The 20,555-nt window shown below is 51.4% G+C and carries 14 protein-coding genes and 1 rRNA gene; 14 read left to right on the plus strand and 1 reads right to left on the minus strand.

What is annotated here, in order from left to right:
* The first annotated feature begins 37 nt into the window (after positions 1 to 37).
* From HMPREF0733_RS07600 to HMPREF0733_RS07640, 9 genes are all read left to right on the plus strand, one after another.
* Positions 38 to 478, plus strand: a complete 441-nt coding sequence (locus HMPREF0733_RS07600; RefSeq protein WP_013398780.1) for a (deoxy)nucleoside triphosphate pyrophosphohydrolase — start codon at positions 38 to 40, stop codon at positions 476 to 478.
* A 277-nt stretch (positions 479 to 755) separates the two neighbouring features.
* Entirely contained in the window at positions 756 to 1,742 is a 987-nt protein-coding gene (efeU, locus tag HMPREF0733_RS07605; protein ID WP_013398781.1) for an iron uptake transporter permease EfeU, read from the plus strand.
* Between the two features lie 43 nt (positions 1,743 to 1,785).
* Positions 1,786 to 3,129: an iron uptake system protein EfeO gene (gene efeO / locus HMPREF0733_RS07610; protein ID WP_013398782.1), complete on the plus strand. Its 1,344-nt coding sequence runs from the start codon at positions 1,786 to 1,788 to the stop codon at positions 3,127 to 3,129.
* Positions 3,130 to 3,336: 207 nt separating this feature from the next.
* Positions 3,337 to 4,671, plus strand: coding sequence for an iron uptake transporter deferrochelatase/peroxidase subunit (efeB, locus tag HMPREF0733_RS07615; RefSeq protein ID WP_013398783.1), 1,335 nt, complete (start codon positions 3,337 to 3,339; stop codon positions 4,669 to 4,671).
* Between the two features lie 151 nt (positions 4,672 to 4,822).
* Positions 4,823 to 5,344: an ABC transporter ATPase gene (locus HMPREF0733_RS07620; RefSeq protein WP_239652978.1), complete on the plus strand. Its 522-nt coding sequence runs from the start codon at positions 4,823 to 4,825 to the stop codon at positions 5,342 to 5,344.
* Positions 5,345 to 5,622: 278 nt separating this feature from the next.
* Positions 5,623 to 6,750 (plus strand): phenylalanine--tRNA ligase subunit alpha, encoded by a 1,128-nt coding sequence (gene pheS / locus HMPREF0733_RS07625; protein WP_013398785.1) that lies wholly within the window; start codon positions 5,623 to 5,625, stop codon positions 6,748 to 6,750.
* Between the two features lie 5 nt (positions 6,751 to 6,755).
* Positions 6,756 to 9,308, plus strand: coding sequence for a phenylalanine--tRNA ligase subunit beta (pheT, locus tag HMPREF0733_RS07630; protein ID WP_013398786.1), 2,553 nt, complete (start codon positions 6,756 to 6,758; stop codon positions 9,306 to 9,308).
* A 213-nt stretch (positions 9,309 to 9,521) separates the two neighbouring features.
* Complete coding sequence (locus HMPREF0733_RS07635; RefSeq protein WP_013398787.1) at positions 9,522 to 10,283, plus strand: hypothetical protein; 762 nt, start codon at positions 9,522 to 9,524, stop codon at positions 10,281 to 10,283.
* Positions 10,284 to 10,541: 258 nt separating this feature from the next.
* Positions 10,542 to 11,024 carry an arginine repressor gene (locus HMPREF0733_RS07640; protein ID WP_041321724.1) on the plus strand — a complete coding sequence of 161 codons (483 nt, stop codon included), beginning with the start codon at positions 10,542 to 10,544 and terminating at the stop codon, positions 11,022 to 11,024.
* 112 nt (positions 11,025 to 11,136) lie between these two features.
* On the opposite strand, the gene HMPREF0733_RS07645 is transcribed toward HMPREF0733_RS07640, so the two are convergent.
* Positions 11,137 to 11,574, minus strand: a complete 438-nt coding sequence (locus tag HMPREF0733_RS07645) for an ankyrin repeat domain-containing protein (protein ID WP_004006300.1) — start codon at positions 11,572 to 11,574, stop codon at positions 11,137 to 11,139.
* Positions 11,575 to 11,830: 256 nt separating this feature from the next.
* Here HMPREF0733_RS07645 and HMPREF0733_RS07650 point away from each other — a divergent pair, with 256 nt between their 5' ends.
* The 5 genes from HMPREF0733_RS07650 (at position 11,831) to HMPREF0733_RS07670 (ending at position 20,311) form a co-directional block, all read left to right on the plus strand.
* Positions 11,831 to 13,435 (plus strand): AMP-binding protein, encoded by a 1,605-nt coding sequence (locus HMPREF0733_RS07650; protein ID WP_013398790.1) that lies wholly within the window; start codon positions 11,831 to 11,833, stop codon positions 13,433 to 13,435.
* A gap of 97 nt (positions 13,436 to 13,532) precedes the next feature.
* Positions 13,533 to 14,078 carry an adenine phosphoribosyltransferase gene (locus HMPREF0733_RS07655; protein WP_013398791.1) on the plus strand — a complete coding sequence of 182 codons (546 nt, stop codon included), beginning with the start codon at positions 13,533 to 13,535 and terminating at the stop codon, positions 14,076 to 14,078.
* A 126-nt stretch (positions 14,079 to 14,204) separates the two neighbouring features.
* Positions 14,205 to 16,523: a HelD family protein gene (locus HMPREF0733_RS07660; RefSeq protein WP_013398792.1), complete on the plus strand. Its 2,319-nt coding sequence runs from the start codon at positions 14,205 to 14,207 to the stop codon at positions 16,521 to 16,523.
* A 155-nt stretch (positions 16,524 to 16,678) separates the two neighbouring features.
* Positions 16,679 to 17,983: a tyrosine--tRNA ligase gene (gene tyrS / locus HMPREF0733_RS07665; protein ID WP_013398793.1), complete on the plus strand. Its 1,305-nt coding sequence runs from the start codon at positions 16,679 to 16,681 to the stop codon at positions 17,981 to 17,983.
* 801 nt (positions 17,984 to 18,784) lie between these two features.
* Positions 18,785 to 20,311 (plus strand): 16S ribosomal RNA (locus HMPREF0733_RS07670).
* Positions 20,312 to 20,555 lie beyond the last annotated feature (244 nt).

Genomic DNA, 20,555 nt, shown 5'->3' on the forward strand with positions numbered 1-20,555 from the left:
CTTGGTCTGCTGGAATGCTTATTCTCGAAAGGAACAGATGTCGGAATATTCCGTTCAAGTGGTGGGCGCTGCTATTGTAGACAGCCTTGAATCACCCTCTTGGATGCTTGTTGCGCAGCGGTCTGCCCCCGAATCCCTTGCGGGTTTATGGGAATTTCCGGGTGGCAAGGTTGAGCCGGGGGAATCTTGCGAGCAGGCACTGGAACGTGAACTGATAGAAGAACTTGGTGTGAGCGTACATCTTGGTTCTGAGGTACAGGGAGATCATCCGCAAGGCTGGGTCTTAAACGAGAAGGCTGCTATGCGGGTGTTCCTTGCCGAGATTAGCAGGGGTGAGCCTTTACCGCTCCAAGATCATCGTGAACTTCGATGGGTTTCGGTGAAGAAGCAGAGCGTTCAAGATATTCTTGATTTACCCTGGATTCCTGCCGACTTGCCTATAGTGCGGGAGCTGCTGAGCATACTCCATCGGAGCTGAAATATAACGGTGTGTCTTGTGAGGCATTTCCAGAGCGTAAAGGCATAAGTATCCGTTATTTCTGTAAAAAATGAAAGGTTAACGGATATTTCTCTCTGAACAAGCGTTGGGTCCCTTGTTATTATGCAGACATTCTGTAGGTAAACTATGCCTATCCCAACACTACACTTATGGTGTGCTAAGTCTCACACGATCCTGATGGGGTGTGTAACCCAGGGAACCTTTAGAGTTAAATTAAAGAAAAGAAATTTTGTCTAATCTAACGTGGTGACGAATTATGGGTCTTGATGCACAATCATGGGGAATATTCATTGGTAACTTCCTCATCGGTCTACGGGAAGGGCTAGAAGCCGCGCTTGTCGTGGGTATCCTTATTGCCTATGTGCACAAGACCAAGCGTAATCACCTTCTCCCACCTATTTGGATTGGTGTTGCAGCCGCCATAGCTGTTTCGCTCATCTTTGGAGCAATCCTGACCTTTGGACCTGAAACGCTGACCTTTGAAGCTCAAGAAGCCATCGGTGGGTCTCTCTCGATTATTGCGGTTGGATTTGTCACCTGGATGGTGTTCTGGATGGCGGAAAACGCTCGCGCCCTCTCTGCGGAACTCCAAGGAAAACTTGACGCGGTTCAAACTAGCTCATGGGCCGTGATAGTTCTTGCGACTCTCTCGGTAGGGCGTGAAGGTCTTGAAACCACGCTCTTTATCTGGTCTGCCACTCGCGCCGCTACCCAAGGTACTGAGATTGGTACGGTGCTTCCCGTCATTGGCGCCATTGTTGGTATCTTGACGGCAGTACTCATCGCGTGGGCTATGATGCGCGGCGTTATGAAGATCAACCTTGCGAAGTTCTTCACCTGGACCGGTGCCTTCCTCATTATTATTGCCGCTGGTGTGCTCTCCTATGGTATTCACGATCTACAGGAAGCACGGATACTGCCGGGACTGAACAATATAGCATTCGCTTCTCAAGACTTTATCGAACCGGGCGGCTTCCTTGCCACGATCCTGAAAGCAGTCTTTAACCTTTCGACCACTACCACGTGGGTCGAAGCTATAGCGTGGGTGCTGTATGTGGGCATCGTTATGCCCCTCTTCTTCTGGAAACAGAAGCGAGGCCATATTCCTTCACGCAAAGTTGCTGACGCGCCCAAAGCATCCGGCATGGTACACGTGTCGAAGGTGGTTAATAAAGTCACGAGTGAAGCTACTTCTTCGTCCAGCTCGGCAGATAATAAAACCCCTACTTCCGACGCCGGATAACTGATTTTTCATATTTCTCTGTCCCCGAACAAAGGAAAACACAATGCGAAAGTCCCTTTACTCCGCAGGTGCTCTGCTGTCAGTCGGTGCTATCGCGCTGACCGGGTGTACACCCAATAGCGCGAACAACGCCTCGGGTAATTCTGGTGGAACCGCCGATGGTTCCATTTCGGTAACTTCAACCGATACCGCGTGCAAGCTTTCTGCCACTGAAGTCAAAGCTGGTAAGGTTACCTTCAATGTAAAGAATGAAGGCTCGAAGGTGACCGAGTTCTACGTCCTAGGCTCCGATGGTCTGCGCATTATCTCTGAGGTCGAAAACATTGGTCCCAATCTTTCTCGTGATCTCACTGTTGAGCTTCCCGAAGGTTCGTATAAGACGGCCTGCAAGCCTGGCATGGTTGGCGACGGCATTAAGGGTGATCTTAAAGTTGTCAAGAACGAGAGCGCTAAACCTATCTCTGCTGATGAGCAGGCTATGCGTGATACCGCGGTAACTCAGTACTCTGCATATGTGAAAGATCAGGTAGAGGCGCTTAAGACAGATACCGACGAATTCGCCAAGCTCTACCAAGAAGGCAAGAACGACGAGGCTAAGGCCAAATATGCGGCAGCCCGTATCCACTACGAGCGTATCGAGCCCATTGCCGAAAAAAGCTACGGTAAAACCCTTGACCTGAAGCTGGATGCACGCGAAACCGATCTTGAAGAAGGAAATGTTCAGGAGTGGACCGGCTGGCATAAGATCGAGAAGGATCTATGGCAGCCTAAGGCAGACGCCAACGACGGAAAAGAATACAAGCCGCTCACTACGGAAGAGCGGAAACAGATTAGTGAAAAGCTCGTAAAGGACACTCAAGAGCTCTACGATTACGTGCACTCGGATGAATTTAAGCTTGATGCTTTCCAGATTTCAAACGGCGCGAAAGAACTCTTGGACGAAGTCGTAAACACTAAGCTGACGGGTGAGGAAGAGAACTGGTCGCACACCGACCTCTCCGACTTCCAGGGTAACGTAGACGGTGCGAAGGTGGACTACGAAAACCTTCTGCCGATTCTGCAGAAGAAGAACCCTGAACTTGCCAAGACTCTGCAAGAGAAATTCGACGCCGTGCAGAAGATCCTGGATAAGTACAAGCAGGACGACGGTTTCAAACCCTATAACGAGCTGAGCAAAGAAGAAGTCCGTGAGCTCTCCGATGCCGTGACTGCGCTCGCAGAGCCTGTCTCGCAGATGACTGAGACCGTGGCAGGCGGTGAGTCCGCTGAGGGCAAGAGCGGTGATACTTCTTCGTCGAAGCCGGCTGCGTCATCTGAGTCGTCCGCTGGAGCTTCGCAGGATGCTTCTGAGCCAGCGGCAGGTACCTCATCGGCAACAGCTAAGTAACGTATCAGCATTTCAACGTACAGATCCTGATCACACAGGGGATTGATGGCGTTGGGAGATGTTGCCTAGACGCTGAGCCGTCCGTGAGCGTTTCTACATTCGCGAGATAATCGCGGATACAGGGACGCTTGCGGGCGGTCGGTTCTCAAATATTCAACTGACACACAGTTGTCACATAATCTCCAAAATATTTAGGGAGAATATCTCATGCGTGAAGAAAAGACACCCACGACACAGGTTCAGCAATCCCACACTGCTGACCAGTCAGACGTATCTCGTGGTACCAGTCGACGGACTCTGATGACGGGCGCAGGTATAGCGGCTGCCTCTGTGGCAACTGTAGGCGCTCTTGCTGGATGTTCCGCAGAAGACCAAAAAAATGCTGAGGCCTCGGGTAAGTCTGCTGTTAAAGACTCATATTCTTTCTTTGGTGAGCATCAAAGTGGTATCTCGACAGATGCCCAAGACCGCATGTATTTTGCGGCTCTCACTCTTAAAACCACATCGAAGGATGAGATTAAGAAGCTTTTTAAAGAATGGTCAGAAGCATCGCGTAAACTCATGGCGGGAGAAATCGTGGGGGAGGACTCCTCCTATGAAGCACCTCCAAAAGATACAGGCGAAGCTATGGATCTTTCTGCTGGGCATCTAACTATCACCTTTGGCTTGGGGCGATCGTTTTTCGTGGATTCAGAAGGCAAAGATACGTACGGGTTTAAAGATAAACTTCCGCCCGCCTTGGTAGACATTCCCAAGATGGCGGGGGATGTCATAGAACCCGAACGAAGCGGCGGCGATCTGTGTATTCAAGCCTGTGCTGATGATCCCCAGGTGGCTTTTCACGCTATCCGAAACCTAGTGCGTATTGCTGCGGGTCGTGCCGTTGTAGCGTGGAGCCAGCTCGGATTTGGGCGTACCGCATCCACGTCAAGTACGCAGGATACCCCGCGCAACCTCTTCGGGTTCAAAGACGGTACCAACAATATTAAGGTTCAGAATCCAGAGTTGTTGGAAAAGCATGTCTGGGCTTCAAAATCTAATTCGGAGGGGCACCCCGATTGGATGGACGGCGGCACCTACCTTGCGGCACGCCGCATCCGCATGATTATCGAGACATGGGACCGCTCCCGGCTACGGGAACAAGAAGAAATCGTGGGGCGCACCAAAGTAACAGGCGCGCCGCTGTCAGGCGGTGAAGAATTTACCGCTCCGGATTTTAATATGAAGGGCAAATACGGTCCCATTATTCCCGATGATTCGCATATGCGCCTGATGCACCCAGACCAAAACAACGGGGTGCAGATGCTTCGTCGTGGGTATAACTACACGGATGGTTCTGACGGGCTGGGGCACCTGGATGCCGGTCTCTTCTTTATCGCTTTTATCTGTGACCCTCGCACGCATTTTATTCCTTTGCTCAGTACCATGACGGCATCGGATGCTATGAGTGAGTATCTGCGGCATACCGGGAGCGCGGTCTTCGCTATTCCGGCAGGAGTTAAAGACGAGAACGATTTTATAGCATCAAAACTTTTTAACTAAGCTTCGTATTCAACCTTTAGCGGCTGGTCTACGTTCATATAGCGGACGTTGGCCAGCCGCTATGCGTCATATTGTGGAAATTTAATTTGTTTCCGTAAGCCCTCAGGGTACTATTGAGCTAGAAATCACATATACATCGTGGGAGACAATGATGACTACTCCAGCACCTCAGTACGATCCGAACACTTTTAGACGTGATTCAGCCCCGTCGGATACTCAAGCGATTTACATCCAAGAAGGCGGCGAATCACACGACAGCCTATTTAATTCACCATCGAAACACCCTAAAATTTTCCGTCTTCAAGAAATCATGATTGTATCGGCGCTTTTGTGCTTTCTTCATGGTGTTATCTCAGCTTTTGCGCCAAACAACTTCAAACCGCTTGAAGGCCTTCCGGAATTTGGGGTTTGGGGCGGTCTCGTGCTTCTTGCCGTGGCAGCGGTCGTTTATCTATGGGTTTATTTCACCATTCAGAAAGGTAAACGCATCGGTCTTACTTTTGGACTGATATTTGCGATTTTGGGCGCTTTTATCGCTATTATGTCGATGATCGGCAATATTCTTAACTCCCAGCATTACGGTCTTGTTCCCATCTATGCTGGCTGGTTTATCACGAACGTCCTATGGATTCGTTCCGCTTTTGACCCCGCTGTTAAAGAGCTCCTCGTCTAAATACATAAATGACGACATAATTCCTGGCTGCATTCACAGAGGTGATGCGGCCAGGATCTATTTAAATTTAACGCTGGTTGCGCTGAGATTTTGTGGAAAGCTTTCGGCTACTCTGATCGGGAGAATGTTCTGTAGTTTTTCATGCCTAGGGCCTATAGACACAAGCTATCGTGAAAGAAGACTCCAACTGCACTAAACTAGAAAGATAGCGCGTGTCTGCGTGCCCTGCGGCGCGCCCGCCTGGTGAGAACAATGCACAAATGCAGAGAAGAGTAGTTATGACCGATTCCGTGCAGGAACATGAGAACGCGCCCGAATCAGCGCACATTCTTGCCCGTATTGCACAGGTTTTAAAAGAGAACCCTGAGAACGGTTTAGAAACCGTTCGAGAAGCCTTCGAGGCAGAACGTGAACGCGCGCAGAAAGCTCTGCGTGAGCACGCGCAAGACTTTGACTCGCTCAAGGAAGTACGTCTTGGATTCTTTGGCGATAAAGGCAGCTTAAGCCTTGCCAACCGGCAGATGCGTGACCTTGAAAACCAACATAAGGGGCCGGTCGGTAAACTTTTGGGACAGGCGCGTGCGGCACTCACCGAGGCTATTGAGGCCCGTACCGCAGAACTTGAGGCAGAGCGCGAGGCGCGCATCCTTGCGGAAGAAGCGGTAGATGTCACCGCTGCCACAGCACGCCATTCATTGGGTGGGCGTCACCCTGTTGCGTTGATGCAGGAAAAACTTACCGATATTTTCGTGGGTATGGGCTGGGAAGTCGCCGATGGACCGGAACTAGAGTCCGAGTGGTATAACTTCGATGCCCTGAATATTAAGCCAGATCATCCGGCACGCGAGATGCAGGATACTTTCTATGTAGAGCCTAAAGAAACGCATCTTCTTTTGCGCACCCATACCTCTCCGGTACAGATGCGTTCCATGCTTACCCGTGAGCTGCCACTGTACATTGTGTGCCCTGGTCAGGTTTATCGCACAGATGAGCTTGATGCTACGCACACTCCAGTATTCCATCAGATTGAAGGCTTGGCAGTCGATAAGGGACTGACCATGGCTGATCTGAAGGGCACTCTCGAATATATGGCGCGTGCAATGTTTGGTGAGGACGCGAAGATTCGTTTGCGTCCGAACTTCTTTCCCTTCACGGAACCTTCTGCAGAGCTCGACCTATGGCACCCCCACGCGAAAGGCGGGCCCCAGTGGATTGAGTGGGGCGGTTGCGGCATGGTGCATCCCAATGTTTTACGTGCCGCTGGCATTGACCCCAATGTATATTCGGGTTTTGCGTTCGGCATGGGTATTGAGCGTACCCTCATGTTCCGTAATAATGTCCTTGATATGCACGACATGATTGAGGGCGATATCCGTTTCTCTGAACAGTTCGGGATGGAGATTTAGACACTATGCGTATACCCCTATCATGGCTGCGCGAATTTGCGCCTGTTCCCGCGGATGCTTCGGCTGAGGACGTTCTTGCAACTCTCGTGAAGGTAGGTCTAGAGGAAGAGGATGTTCATCGTCCTACCGATGAGATTTCCGGTCCCATCGTGGTCGGTCAGGTGCTTTCACTGGAGCCCGAAACTCACTCCAACGGCAAGACCGTGAATTGGTGCCAGGTGCGCGTAGTTCCCGAAGGACAAACACAGACTCTCACCGGCAAAGGCATTGAAGAATCCGGCGTGCAGGGTATTATCTGCGGTGCCCACAACTTCAAGGTCGGCGACAAAGTCGTAGTAACTCTTCCCGGCGCCGTACTGCCCGGAAACTTCGCCATTACCGCCCGCAAAACCTATGGGCACAAGTCTGCCGGTATGATCGCTTCTACCCGAGAGCTGGGGATTGGTGAAGATCACGGTGGTATTTTGGTGCTCTCTACGCTGGGTCTTGACCCGGAACTTGGTTCCGATGCGTTGGAACTTTTGGGTCTGCATGACGAAGCAGCAGAGGTTAATGTGACTCCCGACCGCGGATATGCGTTTTCGATTCGCGGTATTGCCCGTGAATATGCGCATGCGACCGGAACTTCTTTTAACGACTTCGTTCTGGAATACGGCGCTCGCGCCCCCAAGGCTAACTCTGAAGGCATCTCGGTACGTCTAGAGGATTCCGCGCCAATTCACGATAACCCGGCAACTATACGCTTCACCATGCGCCAGGTTAATGGTGTGGATGCAACCGCGCCAGTACCCACGTGGATGGCTTCACGCTTGCGCTTAGCGGGTGTGCGTTCTATCTCGCTGCCGGTTGATATTTCCAATTACGTGATGCTTGAGACTGGTCAGCCGCTGCACTTCTATGATGCCGATAAGGTACAGGGAGAAATCGTTGTGCGCCGAGCAGTCGCAGGGGAGAAGCTGACGACTTTGGACGGCGTTGAACGCGACTTGCATCCAGAGGACATCGTGATTACCGATGATTCCGGCGTTATCGGTCTTGCTGGTGTCATGGGCGGTGCTTCTACCGAGGTTACGGCTGAGACGAAGAATATTCTGATCGAGGCGGCGCGTTTCGATGAGGTATCTATTGCGCGTACTGCCCGTCGCCATAAGCTGATCTCTGAGGCATCTAAACGCTTTGAACGCGGGGTCGATACAAAACTTCAGCCAGCGGCTGCCCAGCGTGCAGTTGAGCTACTTGTCGAGCTCGCAGCAGGAGTTGCGGATGCAGGGGTGACCGATGTAGTGATTTCTCGCGATCCGGTGGTCATCGACCTTCCCCGGGATTACGTGGCGAACCGTATCGGGGTGGAGTACTCACCCGAACAGATCGTCAATACTCTCACAGAAATAGGATGTGAGGTTGAGGCGACCGCGACGGGATACACCGTAAAAGCTCCTTCGTGGCGTAATGATTTGCTGGCTCCGGAAGATCTAGCGGAAGAAATTGCTCGTTTGGATGGATACGAGAATATTCCGTACACTCTACCCGTCGCTCCCGCAGGTCACGGATATACCCCAGAACAAGCCGCCCGTCGGCGAGCTGCTAATGCGCTCGCGGCAGCTGGGTTGACCGAGGTTTTCGCTTACCCCTTCGTCTCGGAGGAAGCGAATAATCTTTGGTCTTCGCCAACCGCTGGCGAAAAAGTGAACTCGGTACGGTTAGCGAACCCAATTTCTTCTGCTGAGGGATGGCTGCGTCGCTCGCTCCTGCCCGGTTTAACAGAGGTTTTGCAGCGGAATCTCTCGCGCGGTTTCAAAAACTTGAAGATTTTTGAAGCTGGCCGCGTTTTTATTCCTGGTGAACGACAGGGCTCCGCTAGTATCCCTCCTTTGGGTGAACGGCCCAGTGATGAGGTTCTTGCGGATTTGAACGCGGGTATCCCCGAGCAGCCTGTGTATTTTAGTGGCCTGTTTGCTGGTGCTGAGCACGAGCCAATGCCTGGCACTCAGGCTCGTGCCTATGACTGGCGCGATGCGCTGGATGCGGCGCGCCTCATCGCGGATGTTTTAGGTGTTGAGATTGTGATTGCCCAAGGAACCCATCAGGCATTCCATCCTGGACGAACCGCTCAGCTCCGCACACAGGACGGACAAACTATTGGTTATGCTGGCGAGCTGCATCCGAAGCTCCTGCAGACCGAGAATCTCCCTGAACGTACCTGTGCTTTTGAGGTGAACTTTACTGAACTGTTTGCTTCCCGCTCGGGTGTGCCTCAGGCATCGCCTATTTACGGTTATCCGGCAGCTACTCAGGATGTTGCTCTTGTGGTCGATGAGGATATTCCTGCTTCTGAGGTAGCTCAGGCTCTTCGTGATGGCGCTGGGGAATTGCTCGAAGATTTGCGAGTCTTCGATGATTATCGTGGTCAGGGTGTCGAGAGCGGTAAAAAATCATTGGCGTTTGCTATGCGCTTCCGCGCACCTGATCGCACGCTCACTGCTGAAGAAGCAAGCGCTTCGCGTGAGGCAGCGGTTGCTGTTGCTGCGGAACGCTTTGGGGCTGTGGCGCGTGTGTAGACGCACTATGGCATAGTTCATCACTCTAGCGCCCCTTCGCCCGTTACATGGATCAGAAGGGGCGTTAGCTATGTGTTCATACGAGTCATGTACTTGCCAAGTTGTAGGTGAGCGTTAGAAAATCGTCACTCTGTGAAGGTTCTATCACGTCTTAACTTTCCGTAAGGCTAAGGCACCGGTACCCTAGTACAGGAAACACGATAAGGAGAGCGCATGACACAGCGTGATGACGAATACGAAGACGTCGATTACGAGGGTACTGAAGAATCCAGGGATGATTTTTTCGGCATGAGCGATGCCGACGATGAATACTACGAAGAACGACCCCACATCAACTGGGTATCGGTATTTAGCGTACTTCTGGCTATCGTGGTTGCAATCGTTCTGTGCGTTGTGGGTGTTCGTGCGCTTTTCTCCGCGAATCAGGACGCGGAATACGAGGGCAAAAGCTGGGTTATTGAAGGCAGTTACGTTGATTTGACCCCCGATTTAGAAACAGACTCGAATGTAGCGCAATATAAGGGTAATCTGCCGAAGGATAACCGCATCGACGGCATGAAATATCGCTCGAACCTGAAGGACACCTATGAGGTCCATGCGGGTGAAAATATCGATTTCCGTGGTACGCAGACTGGAAACTATGCGCAGGATTTCCCCCGTGAGGTAAGTGCTTTAGTCGCAGAGACCTCTGACCACCAGATTGAGGTTGTTCGTACCGGTGAAAAAGGAAGCGTTAAAGCGATTGAGCAGGGCAGCGTAGGTCAGCAGTACCTTGTTGGCTGGGGTAGTTTTGCGCTAGCTCTTGTTGTGTTGATCGGTGGATGCGCCTTTGGCATATGGTCTAATCGCCGCTCTCGTGTTGATTATGTAGATGTCGACGGATTCGAGGAATCTGACGACTATGAAGAGGACGATGAGGGCTACATCGTTGAGGAAGAATCTTCACAGGACGATGTAGAGTCGCGGCAAAAGTAGCACAGTAGTAGGCGGAACCTGACTTTGTAGAATATGCGAGGTCAGGTTCCGCTTTTGTATGCGGGAATAGAGGATATAAAGTCCACAAAGTATGCTAGGAACGTAAAAGTTTTCAAATAAAGTTGCGCATAATCGATATTTAGGTCGCATAATTATGTGTATATGTATTATCTTTGAGTATTGAGAGCGGTGCGGTACCTCGTGGGGTCCGTGACTAGACTCAACCTGTGGTTGGAACCGAAGGAAGTAGAAGACAAAATGCCTTTCCCCTCGACAAAAATCGCGCGTCAGGCACGTATCGTGGAATTGTTGCAGACCCGCCGTGTACGTTCTCAGGCTGAGCTGGCGCAATATCTTACCGATGACGGTATGAAAGTTACTCAGGCTACGCTCTCACGTGATCTTGTAGAAATTGGTGCTGAACGTATTCTTGATGAGGGTGCTGGTCTCATATATGCTGTTCCAAACTATCCTGCGCGTCGTGGGGGAGGGGCAGCTCCCGATGCACGCATGATTTCGCTCTTTAAAGAGCTGCTTATCACGGCGGAAGGCTCGGGCAATATTGCGGTTTTGCGTACCCCACCCGGTGCCGCGCAATTCCTAGCGTCCTCTATCGATCAGAGCGGCTTAGAGGCAATTCTTGGCACAATAGCTGGAGACGATACCGTAATGGTAATATCCCGCGATCCTGCTGGTGGACAGGAACTTGCAGCTAGTTTCTTGGCATGGTCTACAAACTAATAAAAGACTTTATTGAATATTCAGATACGTTGAATGCCGTGTAAAGCTATGGTTTGCACGAGGCGGTGGGCGCAAAATTGAGACGTGATGGTTTGTTCCCACTGCCTCTGTGCTATTCAGCGGTTGATGCTGCCGTAGCAAGAAGTTCTTGCATACGTGGTAGGTCGAAGAACCGGGCAACATCCGCAGGGGTTTGTGTACCTAAAGACGCATTGGCGCCAGCATCAAGAAGCAACTGAGAGATAGTGAGGTTATCGCGGAATACCGCGCAGACTAACGCCGTTTGCCCACGGTCATTGAGACGATCTGGGTCTGCGCCCGCTTTGAGAAGAACGCGCACGATTTCTTCATGCTCATGGTAAGCGGCAAGGATGAGGAGGGTGTCTCCGTGGGAGTTTGTGAGATTTACCGGTATGCCTTGATCGAGGAGCGACTGGAGCGCAATAGGCTTATTATTGCGGGCAAGGTCGAAGATCGAATTGAGGAATTCGAGCTCTTGGTCTTTTAGCTCGGGGGAGACCTGAGATGATGTTGAAAAGTTATCGGTCATGGAGGCTTCCTGCATGAGAGATTATCGTTTATTTTGATTTATTCGTAAATACTATTATGAATTCATCAGAATACAAATTTGTTGAATAAATGTGACAGGTAAAAAGCTCGGTTTATAGGTATGCTGTAAACTCTGCCTGAGATTGACGGGTTTAGAATGGAGAAGGCTAAACAAACGCCATATTGTGCTGTTAGCACTACCCCGAGTTAGAGCTTTTTCATGCTACGCAAGAACATACAACAGGAATAAAGAAACGATGCCCGTTACTGTTGAGAATGCCTCCGCCCCTGAACCGGCAACATCGCACAATATTGCACGTCTGCTCGCAAGCCGCATACACGAGAACACTCCAGCGCTAGTATTTTCAGCCTCCTCGAATATCGCTACGGTGACATATCGAAAACTGGGGCAGGCGGCGGCTCGGGTACAGACACATCTGCGAAAATGTGGTGTGAAGGAAGGCGATCGAGTAGCGCTCTCTTTGCCTAATGTTCCCCTGATGCCCGCTCTATACTATGGCATTCTGGCAAGCGGTGCTCTCTGTGTTCCGTTAAACCCTCTGCTGAGTGGTGCCGAGCTTGAACATCATCTGCAGGATAGCGGCGCTACCGTGCTCTTTGCCTGGGAAGGAACCCGCCTAGCAGCGGAAGCACACCAAGTGCCCCTCGTGTGTGACGGAACCGTGCATCTTGAGATATTAGGCGGCACGAGTGCAGACCCTCAATCTTCATTAGCTCCCTTTGGAACAGACCATCCGTCTGAACCAGAACTCAAATTATGCCCCGTAAGCCCGGCGGACCCGGCGCTTATTCTCTATACCTCGGGAACCACAGGAAAGCCCAAGGGTGCGACCCTAACGCACGCTAATATTCTGAGTAATGCCCAAAGCTGTGCTCAAGTGTTCGGATTTACCGCTGAAGATATTATTTTTGGTGGCTTACCTCTTTTTCATGCATTTGGGCAAACAGTCACCCTCAACGCGGCATGCGCTGCTGGCTCAACCATCGCTCTTTTGCCAAGGTTCACTCCCGAAAAGGCAATCAAACTCATCGACCAAGCTGATGTGACGGTTCTTGCAGCAGTACCCAGTATGTATGCTGCGCTTATAGCCGCACTCGAAGAAAACCCGTCTAACGCTCGCCAGCTGAAAGGACGCATCCGATATGGTATTTCTGGAGGCTCGCCCCTGCCCGCATCTGCGCACAGTGCATTTGATGCGTTAATTTCCTGTCCTATATATGAAGGGTATGGGCTGAGCGAAACCTCACCAGTTGTCAGTTTTAATCAGGCCCAGTTTGGGCACGTAACTGGCTCCGTCGGACGTGTGCTTCCGGGAGTGCAGGTGCAGATACGTGACGATGAAGGTCGATCTTTACCTGCAGGAACTCATGGGCAGCTTTGGGTTTCGGGCGAAAATATCATGGCGGGATACTGGAATAACCCTCAGGCTACGGACGAGGTTTTCGACGGTACATGGTTTGCCACCGGAGATATAGCTCGTCTGGATAACAACGGCAATATTTATATTGTGGACCGCATTAAAGACATGGTGCTGCGTAATGGGTATTCCGTTTATCCTCGTGAAATAGAGGATGTTCTTCAAGCGCATCCGCAGGTTCGAGCCGTTGCCGTTATTGGTCTTGATGATGCGCTTGTTGGCGAGGAGATTACAGCTGTTGTCGTCTCTCGCGGGCACAAGGATGATGAATCGCTGATTCAAGAATTAGATACTCTCGCGCGTGAGAAACTCGCTGCTTATAAGTATCCGCGCCATTATCGAATTGTAGATTCCATGCCGTTGGGGCCCACTGGAAAAATCCTTAAACATGAACTACGTGCCATGTTTATCGAAAAAAGGTAGAATTCTTGAGGCTGTCAAAGCCACCGTGCCGCATTAATTCTGCGGCGAACATACATCGACTGATCCCAAAACCCGCTGACCTCCGAAAGAGAGAGTAATGAACGTTTCTGCGCTCGCATCCATGCAAGAGCTTATTCCGGCGGCATGCGCAACCATTCAGGATTACCCACATCAGGGAATCCTGTTCTACGACGTCACCACTCTCTTTGCAAACGCTGAGGTTTTTAAAGCATCTATTGACGGGATAGCACGGCTTTTTGAAGGTACTTATGACGTTGTCGCTGGTGTAGAAGCCCGTGGTTTTCTTATGGCTTCAGCGCTTGCTTATGCCTCCGGCAAAGGCATTATGACGGTACGTAAGGCCGGTAAGCTGCCCCGTGAAACATACCGCGAAGAATATGAGCTTGAGTATGGTACTGCAGCTATCGAGATTCACTGTCATGATTTCGCACCGGGAACCCGCGTGCTTCTACTCGACGATATCTTGGCAACCGGTGGCACGCTGGTGGCTGCCGCGAAGCTTATTGAACGTGCGGAGCTGAAAGTAGCAGGAATTGGCACTCTCTTGGAGCTCAAAGGTTTGGGCGGGCGTGAAGCTCTGGCGCAATACCGAGTAGAAACCTTAAGTGTAGTTTCTGAGTAACGTCCTGCCTCAAAGCACATAGACATAGCTTTTGAGCGTGCATATAACCCTGTAAAATAGATACTCTGTTTTCGGCATCGCCGTAAATCATGAGTTAATCGGCGTTATGCCGTTAAAGGAGTTTTTATGCCCGCAGAAACATCTAAGAATGTTTCCGAGAATGTTGCTACACGTGTCTTTGCGCAGCAGCTTGCCCAAGAACGCGAACATGTTGCAAAAATCTATGCACGACTAGATGATTTACGGGAAGAAACCTCACAAAAACTCGCGGATGTTCGCAAGAATCAGGCGGTTGGTGGGCATCAAAACCGTTCCGAACGGGACTCTTTTGCCACCCATTACGAAGATCGCCTGGCCCAGCTTAACGCAGTGGATGCGCGGCTTGTTTTTGGCCGTCTTGACCTTACAAAAGACGGAGCCGATGAGGTTCGGTATATCGGCCGTTTAGGAATTATGGATAGCGACCAGAAGCGGCTTTTGATGGATTGGCGTGCCCCCGAGGCCGGCACGTTCTATCAGGCTACGGCGTTTAATCCGTTAGGGGTTCGGCGTCGGCGGCATCTGATGCTGGAGGGACGTACCGTCACCAACATCGAAGATGAGGTGTTCGACTCCGAATTACTTCAGGATAGCGACACTTTGCATGGTGAAGGTGCGCTTCTCGCGGCTTTAAATAAGAAACGTACCGGGCGGATGAATGATATCGTCGCAACCATCCAAGCCGAGCAGGATGCGATTATTCGTTCCGAGCTGCCCGGCGTTCGGGTTGTTCAGGGCGGGCCGGGTACCGGTAAAACTGCAGTTGCTCTGCATCGTGCGGCATATTTGCTGTATACAAATCGAGAACGCCTCGCTAAAGCGGGTGTATTAGTGGTAGGACCGTCGCATTCATTCATGTGGTACATTGAGCGTGTTCTGCCTTCTCTGGGGGAAACCGGAGTGGTCATGGCATCCTTGGCAACACTGTACCCTGGGCTTCGCGCTGTACCAGAGCACGATCGTCGTATCGCTGCGCTTAAGGGTGATTTGCGCATGGTAGAGGTAATCAAGAAAGCAGTTGAAGATCGCCAAAAAGTTCCTGAGCGGGAACAGCGCCTCAACGTTGAGGGCACTGATGTTGTTCTTACTCCACAGATGGTACGTTCAGCACGTTCTCGGGCTCGTGCTACTGGAAAACCACATAATGAAGCTCGCGAGACGTTCGTCAAAATTTTGCTTAAGGAACTGACGAGCGTGCTGGACGATCAGCTTAATAAAGCCGCCGGTCGCATTGTGGACCGCCCTTATTTACAAGATGATGTGCGTGCTTCTTTGGATGTACGACGTGCTCTTAACCTTGCCTGGATGCCGCTTTCACCTGAAACGCTGGTGCGTTCCCTGTTCTCGAAACAGCAATATCTAGAGTCCGCAACTCAGAATTTTACTGAGGCAGAAAGGGAACTTCTCAAACGCCCTGCCGATGCTCCTCTGACTGAGGCTGATGTTCCTTTACTGGATGAAGCTGCGGAGCTTCTCGGTGATTTCTCCCGGGTCACGGGTGCGGCAGCAGCAGCGCGCGCAGAGGCTGAGCATCGAGCTAACCTTGAGAATGCTTCAAAAGCACTTGAGAATGTGCATCAGACACTCGCCGATATTGGCGCAGACGGCGTTGTTACGGCCGAGCAGATCGCCGCTCTCAACGAGGTAGGTATCAATCGTATGACTGCTGCAGCTGCGGCACAGGCGGATCGCACCTGGGCCTATGGGCATATTGTTGTGGATGAAGCGCAAGAGCTTTCGCCTATGCAATGGCGCTTGCTGATGCGACGATGCCCTATGAAATCGTTTACGGTAGTGGGAGATATTGCGCAGGCATCTTCAGCCTCTGCCGCTTCATCGTGGTCTCAGGCTCTTGAACCTTTTGTGGGGGAGCGGTTTACCCTTGAAGAATTGACGATTAACTACCGTACCCCGGCGCAAATTGCGGATGCCGCAGTCGCCGTTGCACGCGAAGCCGGGTATGAAGTGTCAGCACCTCGTGCTGTGCGTGAAGGACAATGGGCACCTTTTATCCATCAGGTGCCCCAGGAACATGTGGTTGCTGAGACTGTCCAGCGCGTGAGTGATGAGGTTGCCCTGGGAGATGGGGCTCTTATCGGAGTAGTCTGTTCTCCCGCCCAGTACACACAGGTGGCGCGTGCAGTTATGGAAACACATGCGGATCGTACAGGAACCGCTGAGGACGCCGTCGAAAATCAGGTTCTTGTCTTGACTCCTTGGGAAGCTAAAGGGCTTGAGTTTGATGTTGTCATCATCGTGGAACCGCAGCAGCTTCTTGACGATGCACAAGGTGCTGTAGGTGATCTATATGTATCAATGACTCGCCCCACACAGCGGCTTCATCTGGTAGGAACCTCAATGCCCGCAGGTCTAGGTGCTGAAGCAGCCGGATCTGCCCAGTCGTAAAGTGGACCCGTAAGTAGTGTTGGCATGTATCGCAGGTAGCGACGTAGTGCTAGGCTATAACTATCAATCTTGGGTGTACTTACTATGTGCAGGCTGTATTCTGCGCATCAAATATTTTTACACCGTATGTCATGGAACGGAGAACATAGAGAACCATGTCTGCCGACATCCTTAATGCGCAGCACAATGACGACACGTTCGAGAACATCTGGCAGGAGCTCAAATGGCGCGGACTCGTGCATGTGAGTACTGACGAAGAGGCACTCGAAAAAGCATTGAGCGATGAAAAGCTTACATTCTATACCGGGTACGACCCTACTGCCGCATCCTTGCATTTGGGGCACCTTGTGCAGCTTTTGGTAATGCGTCGTCTGCAACTTGCCGGGCACTACCCCCTAGGTCTGGTGGGCGGTTTTACTGGCCTAATCGGAGACCCCCGGCAGACATCGGAGCGCGTACTTAACTCCCGAGAAGTCGTTGCTGAATGGGTTCAATCTCTACGGTCTCAGATTGAGCGTTTTCTTTCGTTTGAGGGCGAGAATGCGGCTCGTATGGTGAATAATTTGGATTGGGGCGGGCAGCTTTCGGCTATCGATTTCTTGCGCGATATTGGTAAGCATTTTCGTGTGGGCACGATGGTCAAGAAGGAAATTGTTGCTAAACGCCTAAACTCTGAAGAAGGTATTTCTTATACCGAGTTCTCGTACCAAATCTTGCAGGGCTTGGATTATCTTGAGCTTAACCGTCAGTACGGATGCACTTTGCAAACCGGTGGTTCTGATCAGTGGGGTAATCTCACCAGCGGCACCGAGCTGATTCGCAAGGTCGAGGGAAAAACTGTTCATGCTATTGGAACCCCTCTGATTACAAACTCTGATGGCACGAAGTTTGGTAAGAGCGAAGGCAACGCAATTTGGCTGAACCCCGAGATGTGTTCTCCATATGCCTTTTACCAGTTCTGGCTTAATACCGCTGATGCGGATGTAATAGATCGTTTGAAGGTCTTTACTTTCTTGACTCGTGCGGAGATTGGCGAATACGAGCATAAGGTCGAAGCCGAAGCGTACAAGCGTGAAACACAGAAACGGCTTGCTTATGAGGTTACGGCCCTTGTTCACGGTGTTGAGCCTACGGAACAGGCCATAGCGGCTTCGGAAGCCCTTTTTGGCAAGGGAGACTTTGCGGCCTTGGACGAGAGCACTCTTCAGGCTGTAATGGATGAGCTGCCTTCGGTTGAGCTCTCTTCGGATCGGCTGGATCTGATTACTGCGCTTACGGAGCTTGGTTTTGCTTCTTCCAAGTCTGAGGCGCGACGCATCCTGAAAGAAGGCGGCGCATCTGTCAATGGTGTGAAGGTTCAAGGTGAAGATGCCCGGATCTCATCTGAGCAGCTTTTGCACGGTAAATATGCAATCGTGCGTCGGGGTAAGAAAAACCAGGGCGCGATTACCGTAGTATAGGGTTTACTATTCCCGTTTACCACAGGATCTTGAAGGGTTTCCACACAGTTTCGATGTATGGGAACCCTTCATTTATATCTTCAGTATGGTGGTCTAGAGGGAAAAGAATATCTTAGCGATTCGAGTTTTTGAGGTGACATGACGGGAGTACGCGCTTTTTTAAGAACAGTGAAGAGCTGCGTAGTTTCGGGGTCTTTTGCACCCCCAACCAGCACTGTAGAATTTATAGATATCTGACTAGTGTTTTTGTGAGTGTTCTATCTCATTACTCCTCGGGTTGCGGTGGTGGGTGTGGGTGTGTATAGTTGTATGAGTCGCCGCGGCGAGGACTTCATTTCTGGTTGTGATCCGGGTGGGGTTGGTTGCGGTGATTTATCATGTGATGACCGGCTGATGATGACTCTGATGGTGTGTTGTTGTTGGTGTGGTGTGTTGTTTGAGAACTCAAGAGTGTGCTTTGTTCAATACGTTTTAGACACAACTGTGTGTTGTGTTGTGATGATGTGTATTGGTGAAACGGGATGTTGTGACAGTGCACTGGTACCCCCTTTTTTTTGGTGGGGTGTTGGTGTGCGGGGTTGATACCGTATATGTTTTTTGATCTTATTGAGGTCATGTTTTTTGGTGTGGTCTTGTAGTTCTGAAAATTTTGTTGTGGTGTCTGCTGGTTGGGACATTCGTGTGGGACAGGAAGCATGGGGTGCGTTGGTGTGCCTGGTGTTTTGTGTCCTTGTTTTTTGTTTTGTCAGTAGTTCATTGTTTTTTGAGAGTTATGGGATCATGCGTTTGCTTTTTGTTTTTGTAACGGAGAGTTTGATTCTGGCTCAGGACGAACGCTGGCGGCGTGCTTAACACATGCAAGTCGAACGATGAAGCCTAGCTTGCTAGGTGGATTAGTGGCGAACGGGTGAGTAATACGTGAGTGACCTACCTTTGACTCTGGGATAAGCCTGGGAAACTGGGTCTAATACCGGATACGACCAATCTCCGCATGGGGTGTTGGTGGAAAGCGTTATGGAGTGGTTTTAGATGGGCTCACGGCCTATCAGCTTGTTGGTGAGGTAATGGCTTACCAAGGCGACGACGGGTAGCCGGCCTGAGAGGGTGACCGGCCACACTGGGACTGAGACACGGCCCAGACTCCTACGGGAGGCAGCAGTGGGGAATATTGCACAATGGGCGCAAGCCTGATGCAGCGACGCCGCGTGAGGGATGACGGCCTTCGGGTTGTAAACCTCTGTTAGCATCGAAGAAGCGAAAGTGACGGTAGGTGCAGAGAAAGCGCCGGCTAACTACGTGCCAGCAGCCGCGGTAATACGTAGGGCGCGAGCGTTGTCCGGAATTATTGGGCGTAAAGAGCTTGTAGGCGGTTGGTCGCGTCTGCTGTGAAAGGCTGGGGCTTAACCCTGGTTTTGCAGTGGGTACGGGCTAACTAGAGTGCAGTAGGGGAGACTGGAATTCCTGGTGTAGCGGTGGAATGCGCAGATATCAGGAGGAACACCGATGGCGAAGGCAGGTCTCTGGGCTGTAACTGACGCTGAGAAGCGAAAGCATGGGGAGCGAACAGGATTAGATACCCTGGTAGTCCATGCCGTAAACGTTGGGCACTAGGTGTGGGGGACATTCCACGTTTTCCGCGCCGTAGCTAACGCATTAAGTGCCCCGCCTGGGGAGTACGGCCGCAAGGCTAAAACTCAAAGAAATTGACGGGGGCCCGCACAAGCGGCGGAGCATGCGGATTAATTCGATGCAACGCGAAGAACCTTACCAAGGCTTGACATATACTGGACTGCGTCAGAGATGGCGTTTCCCTTCGGGGCTGGTATACAGGTGGTGCATGGTTGTCGTCAGCTCGTGTCGTGAGATGTTGGGTTAAGTCCCGCAACGAGCGCAACCCTCGTTCTATGTTGCCAGCACGTGATGGTGGGGACTCATAGGAGACTGCCGGGGTCAACTCGGAGGAAGGTGGGGATGACGTCAAATCATCATGCCCCTTATGTCTTGGGCTTCACGCATGCTACAATGGCCGGTACAGAGGGTTGCGATACTGTGAGGTGGAGCTAATCCCTAAAAGCCGGTCTCAGTTCGGATTGGGGTCTGCAACTCGACCCCATGAAGTCGGAGTCGCTAGTAATCGCAGATCAGCAACGCTGCGGTGAATACGTTCCCGGGCCTTGTACACACCGCCCGTCAAGTCACGAAAGTTGGTAACACCCGAAGCCGGTGGCCTAACCCTGGTGGGGGGAGCCGTCGAAGGTGGGACTGGCGATTGGGACTAAGTCGTAACAAGGTAGCCGTACCGGAAGGTGCGGCTGGATCACCTCCTTTCTAAGGAGCTCAACTATTGTTTGGTTGGCCATGCTGCTCGCGAGTGTCGGGTGGGTGGTTTGCTCATGGGTGGAATGTCAGCCCCTTTTTTTTGTTGTTTGTTTTGTTTCACGGTGTTGTGTATACGTCATCATCTTTTCGTGTTGTTCGGGTGCGTTCTTGGGTTTTCGGGTTGCACGCTAGGTGTGGTCTGAGTTGGTGACTGGCTGGTGCTGGTGCTGGGTTTGTTCTCGGTGTTGGTGTT

The organism is Rothia dentocariosa ATCC 17931 (assembly GCF_000164695.2).
GTDB classification, from domain to species: Bacteria; Actinomycetota; Actinomycetes; order Actinomycetales; family Micrococcaceae; genus Rothia; species Rothia dentocariosa.

Coding starts and splice junctions, on each gene's coding strand:
- HMPREF0733_RS07655 (WP_013398791.1), top strand. CDS start 13,533: ATGAACGTTTCTGCGCTCGCATCCATGCAAGAGCTTATTCCGGCGGCA.
- HMPREF0733_RS07660 (WP_013398792.1), top strand. CDS start 14,205: ATGCCCGCAGAAACATCTAAGAATGTTTCCGAGAATGTTGCTACACGT.
- efeU (WP_013398781.1), top strand. CDS start 756: ATGGGTCTTGATGCACAATCATGGGGAATATTCATTGGTAACTTCCTC.
- HMPREF0733_RS07600 (WP_013398780.1), top strand. CDS start 38: ATGTCGGAATATTCCGTTCAAGTGGTGGGCGCTGCTATTGTAGACAGC.
- tyrS (WP_013398793.1), top strand. CDS start 16,679: ATGTCTGCCGACATCCTTAATGCGCAGCACAATGACGACACGTTCGAG.
- efeB (WP_013398783.1), top strand. CDS start 3,337: ATGCGTGAAGAAAAGACACCCACGACACAGGTTCAGCAATCCCACACT.
- HMPREF0733_RS07635 (WP_013398787.1), top strand. CDS start 9,522: ATGACACAGCGTGATGACGAATACGAAGACGTCGATTACGAGGGTACT.
- HMPREF0733_RS07640 (WP_041321724.1), top strand. CDS start 10,542: ATGCCTTTCCCCTCGACAAAAATCGCGCGTCAGGCACGTATCGTGGAA.
- HMPREF0733_RS07650 (WP_013398790.1), top strand. CDS start 11,831: ATGCCCGTTACTGTTGAGAATGCCTCCGCCCCTGAACCGGCAACATCG.
- HMPREF0733_RS07620 (WP_239652978.1), top strand. CDS start 4,823: ATGACTACTCCAGCACCTCAGTACGATCCGAACACTTTTAGACGTGAT.
- HMPREF0733_RS07645 (WP_004006300.1), bottom strand. CDS start 11,574: ATGACCGATAACTTTTCAACATCATCTCAGGTCTCCCCCGAGCTAAAA.
- efeO (WP_013398782.1), top strand. CDS start 1,786: ATGCGAAAGTCCCTTTACTCCGCAGGTGCTCTGCTGTCAGTCGGTGCT.
- pheS (WP_013398785.1), top strand. CDS start 5,623: ATGACCGATTCCGTGCAGGAACATGAGAACGCGCCCGAATCAGCGCAC.
- pheT (WP_013398786.1), top strand. CDS start 6,756: ATGCGTATACCCCTATCATGGCTGCGCGAATTTGCGCCTGTTCCCGCG.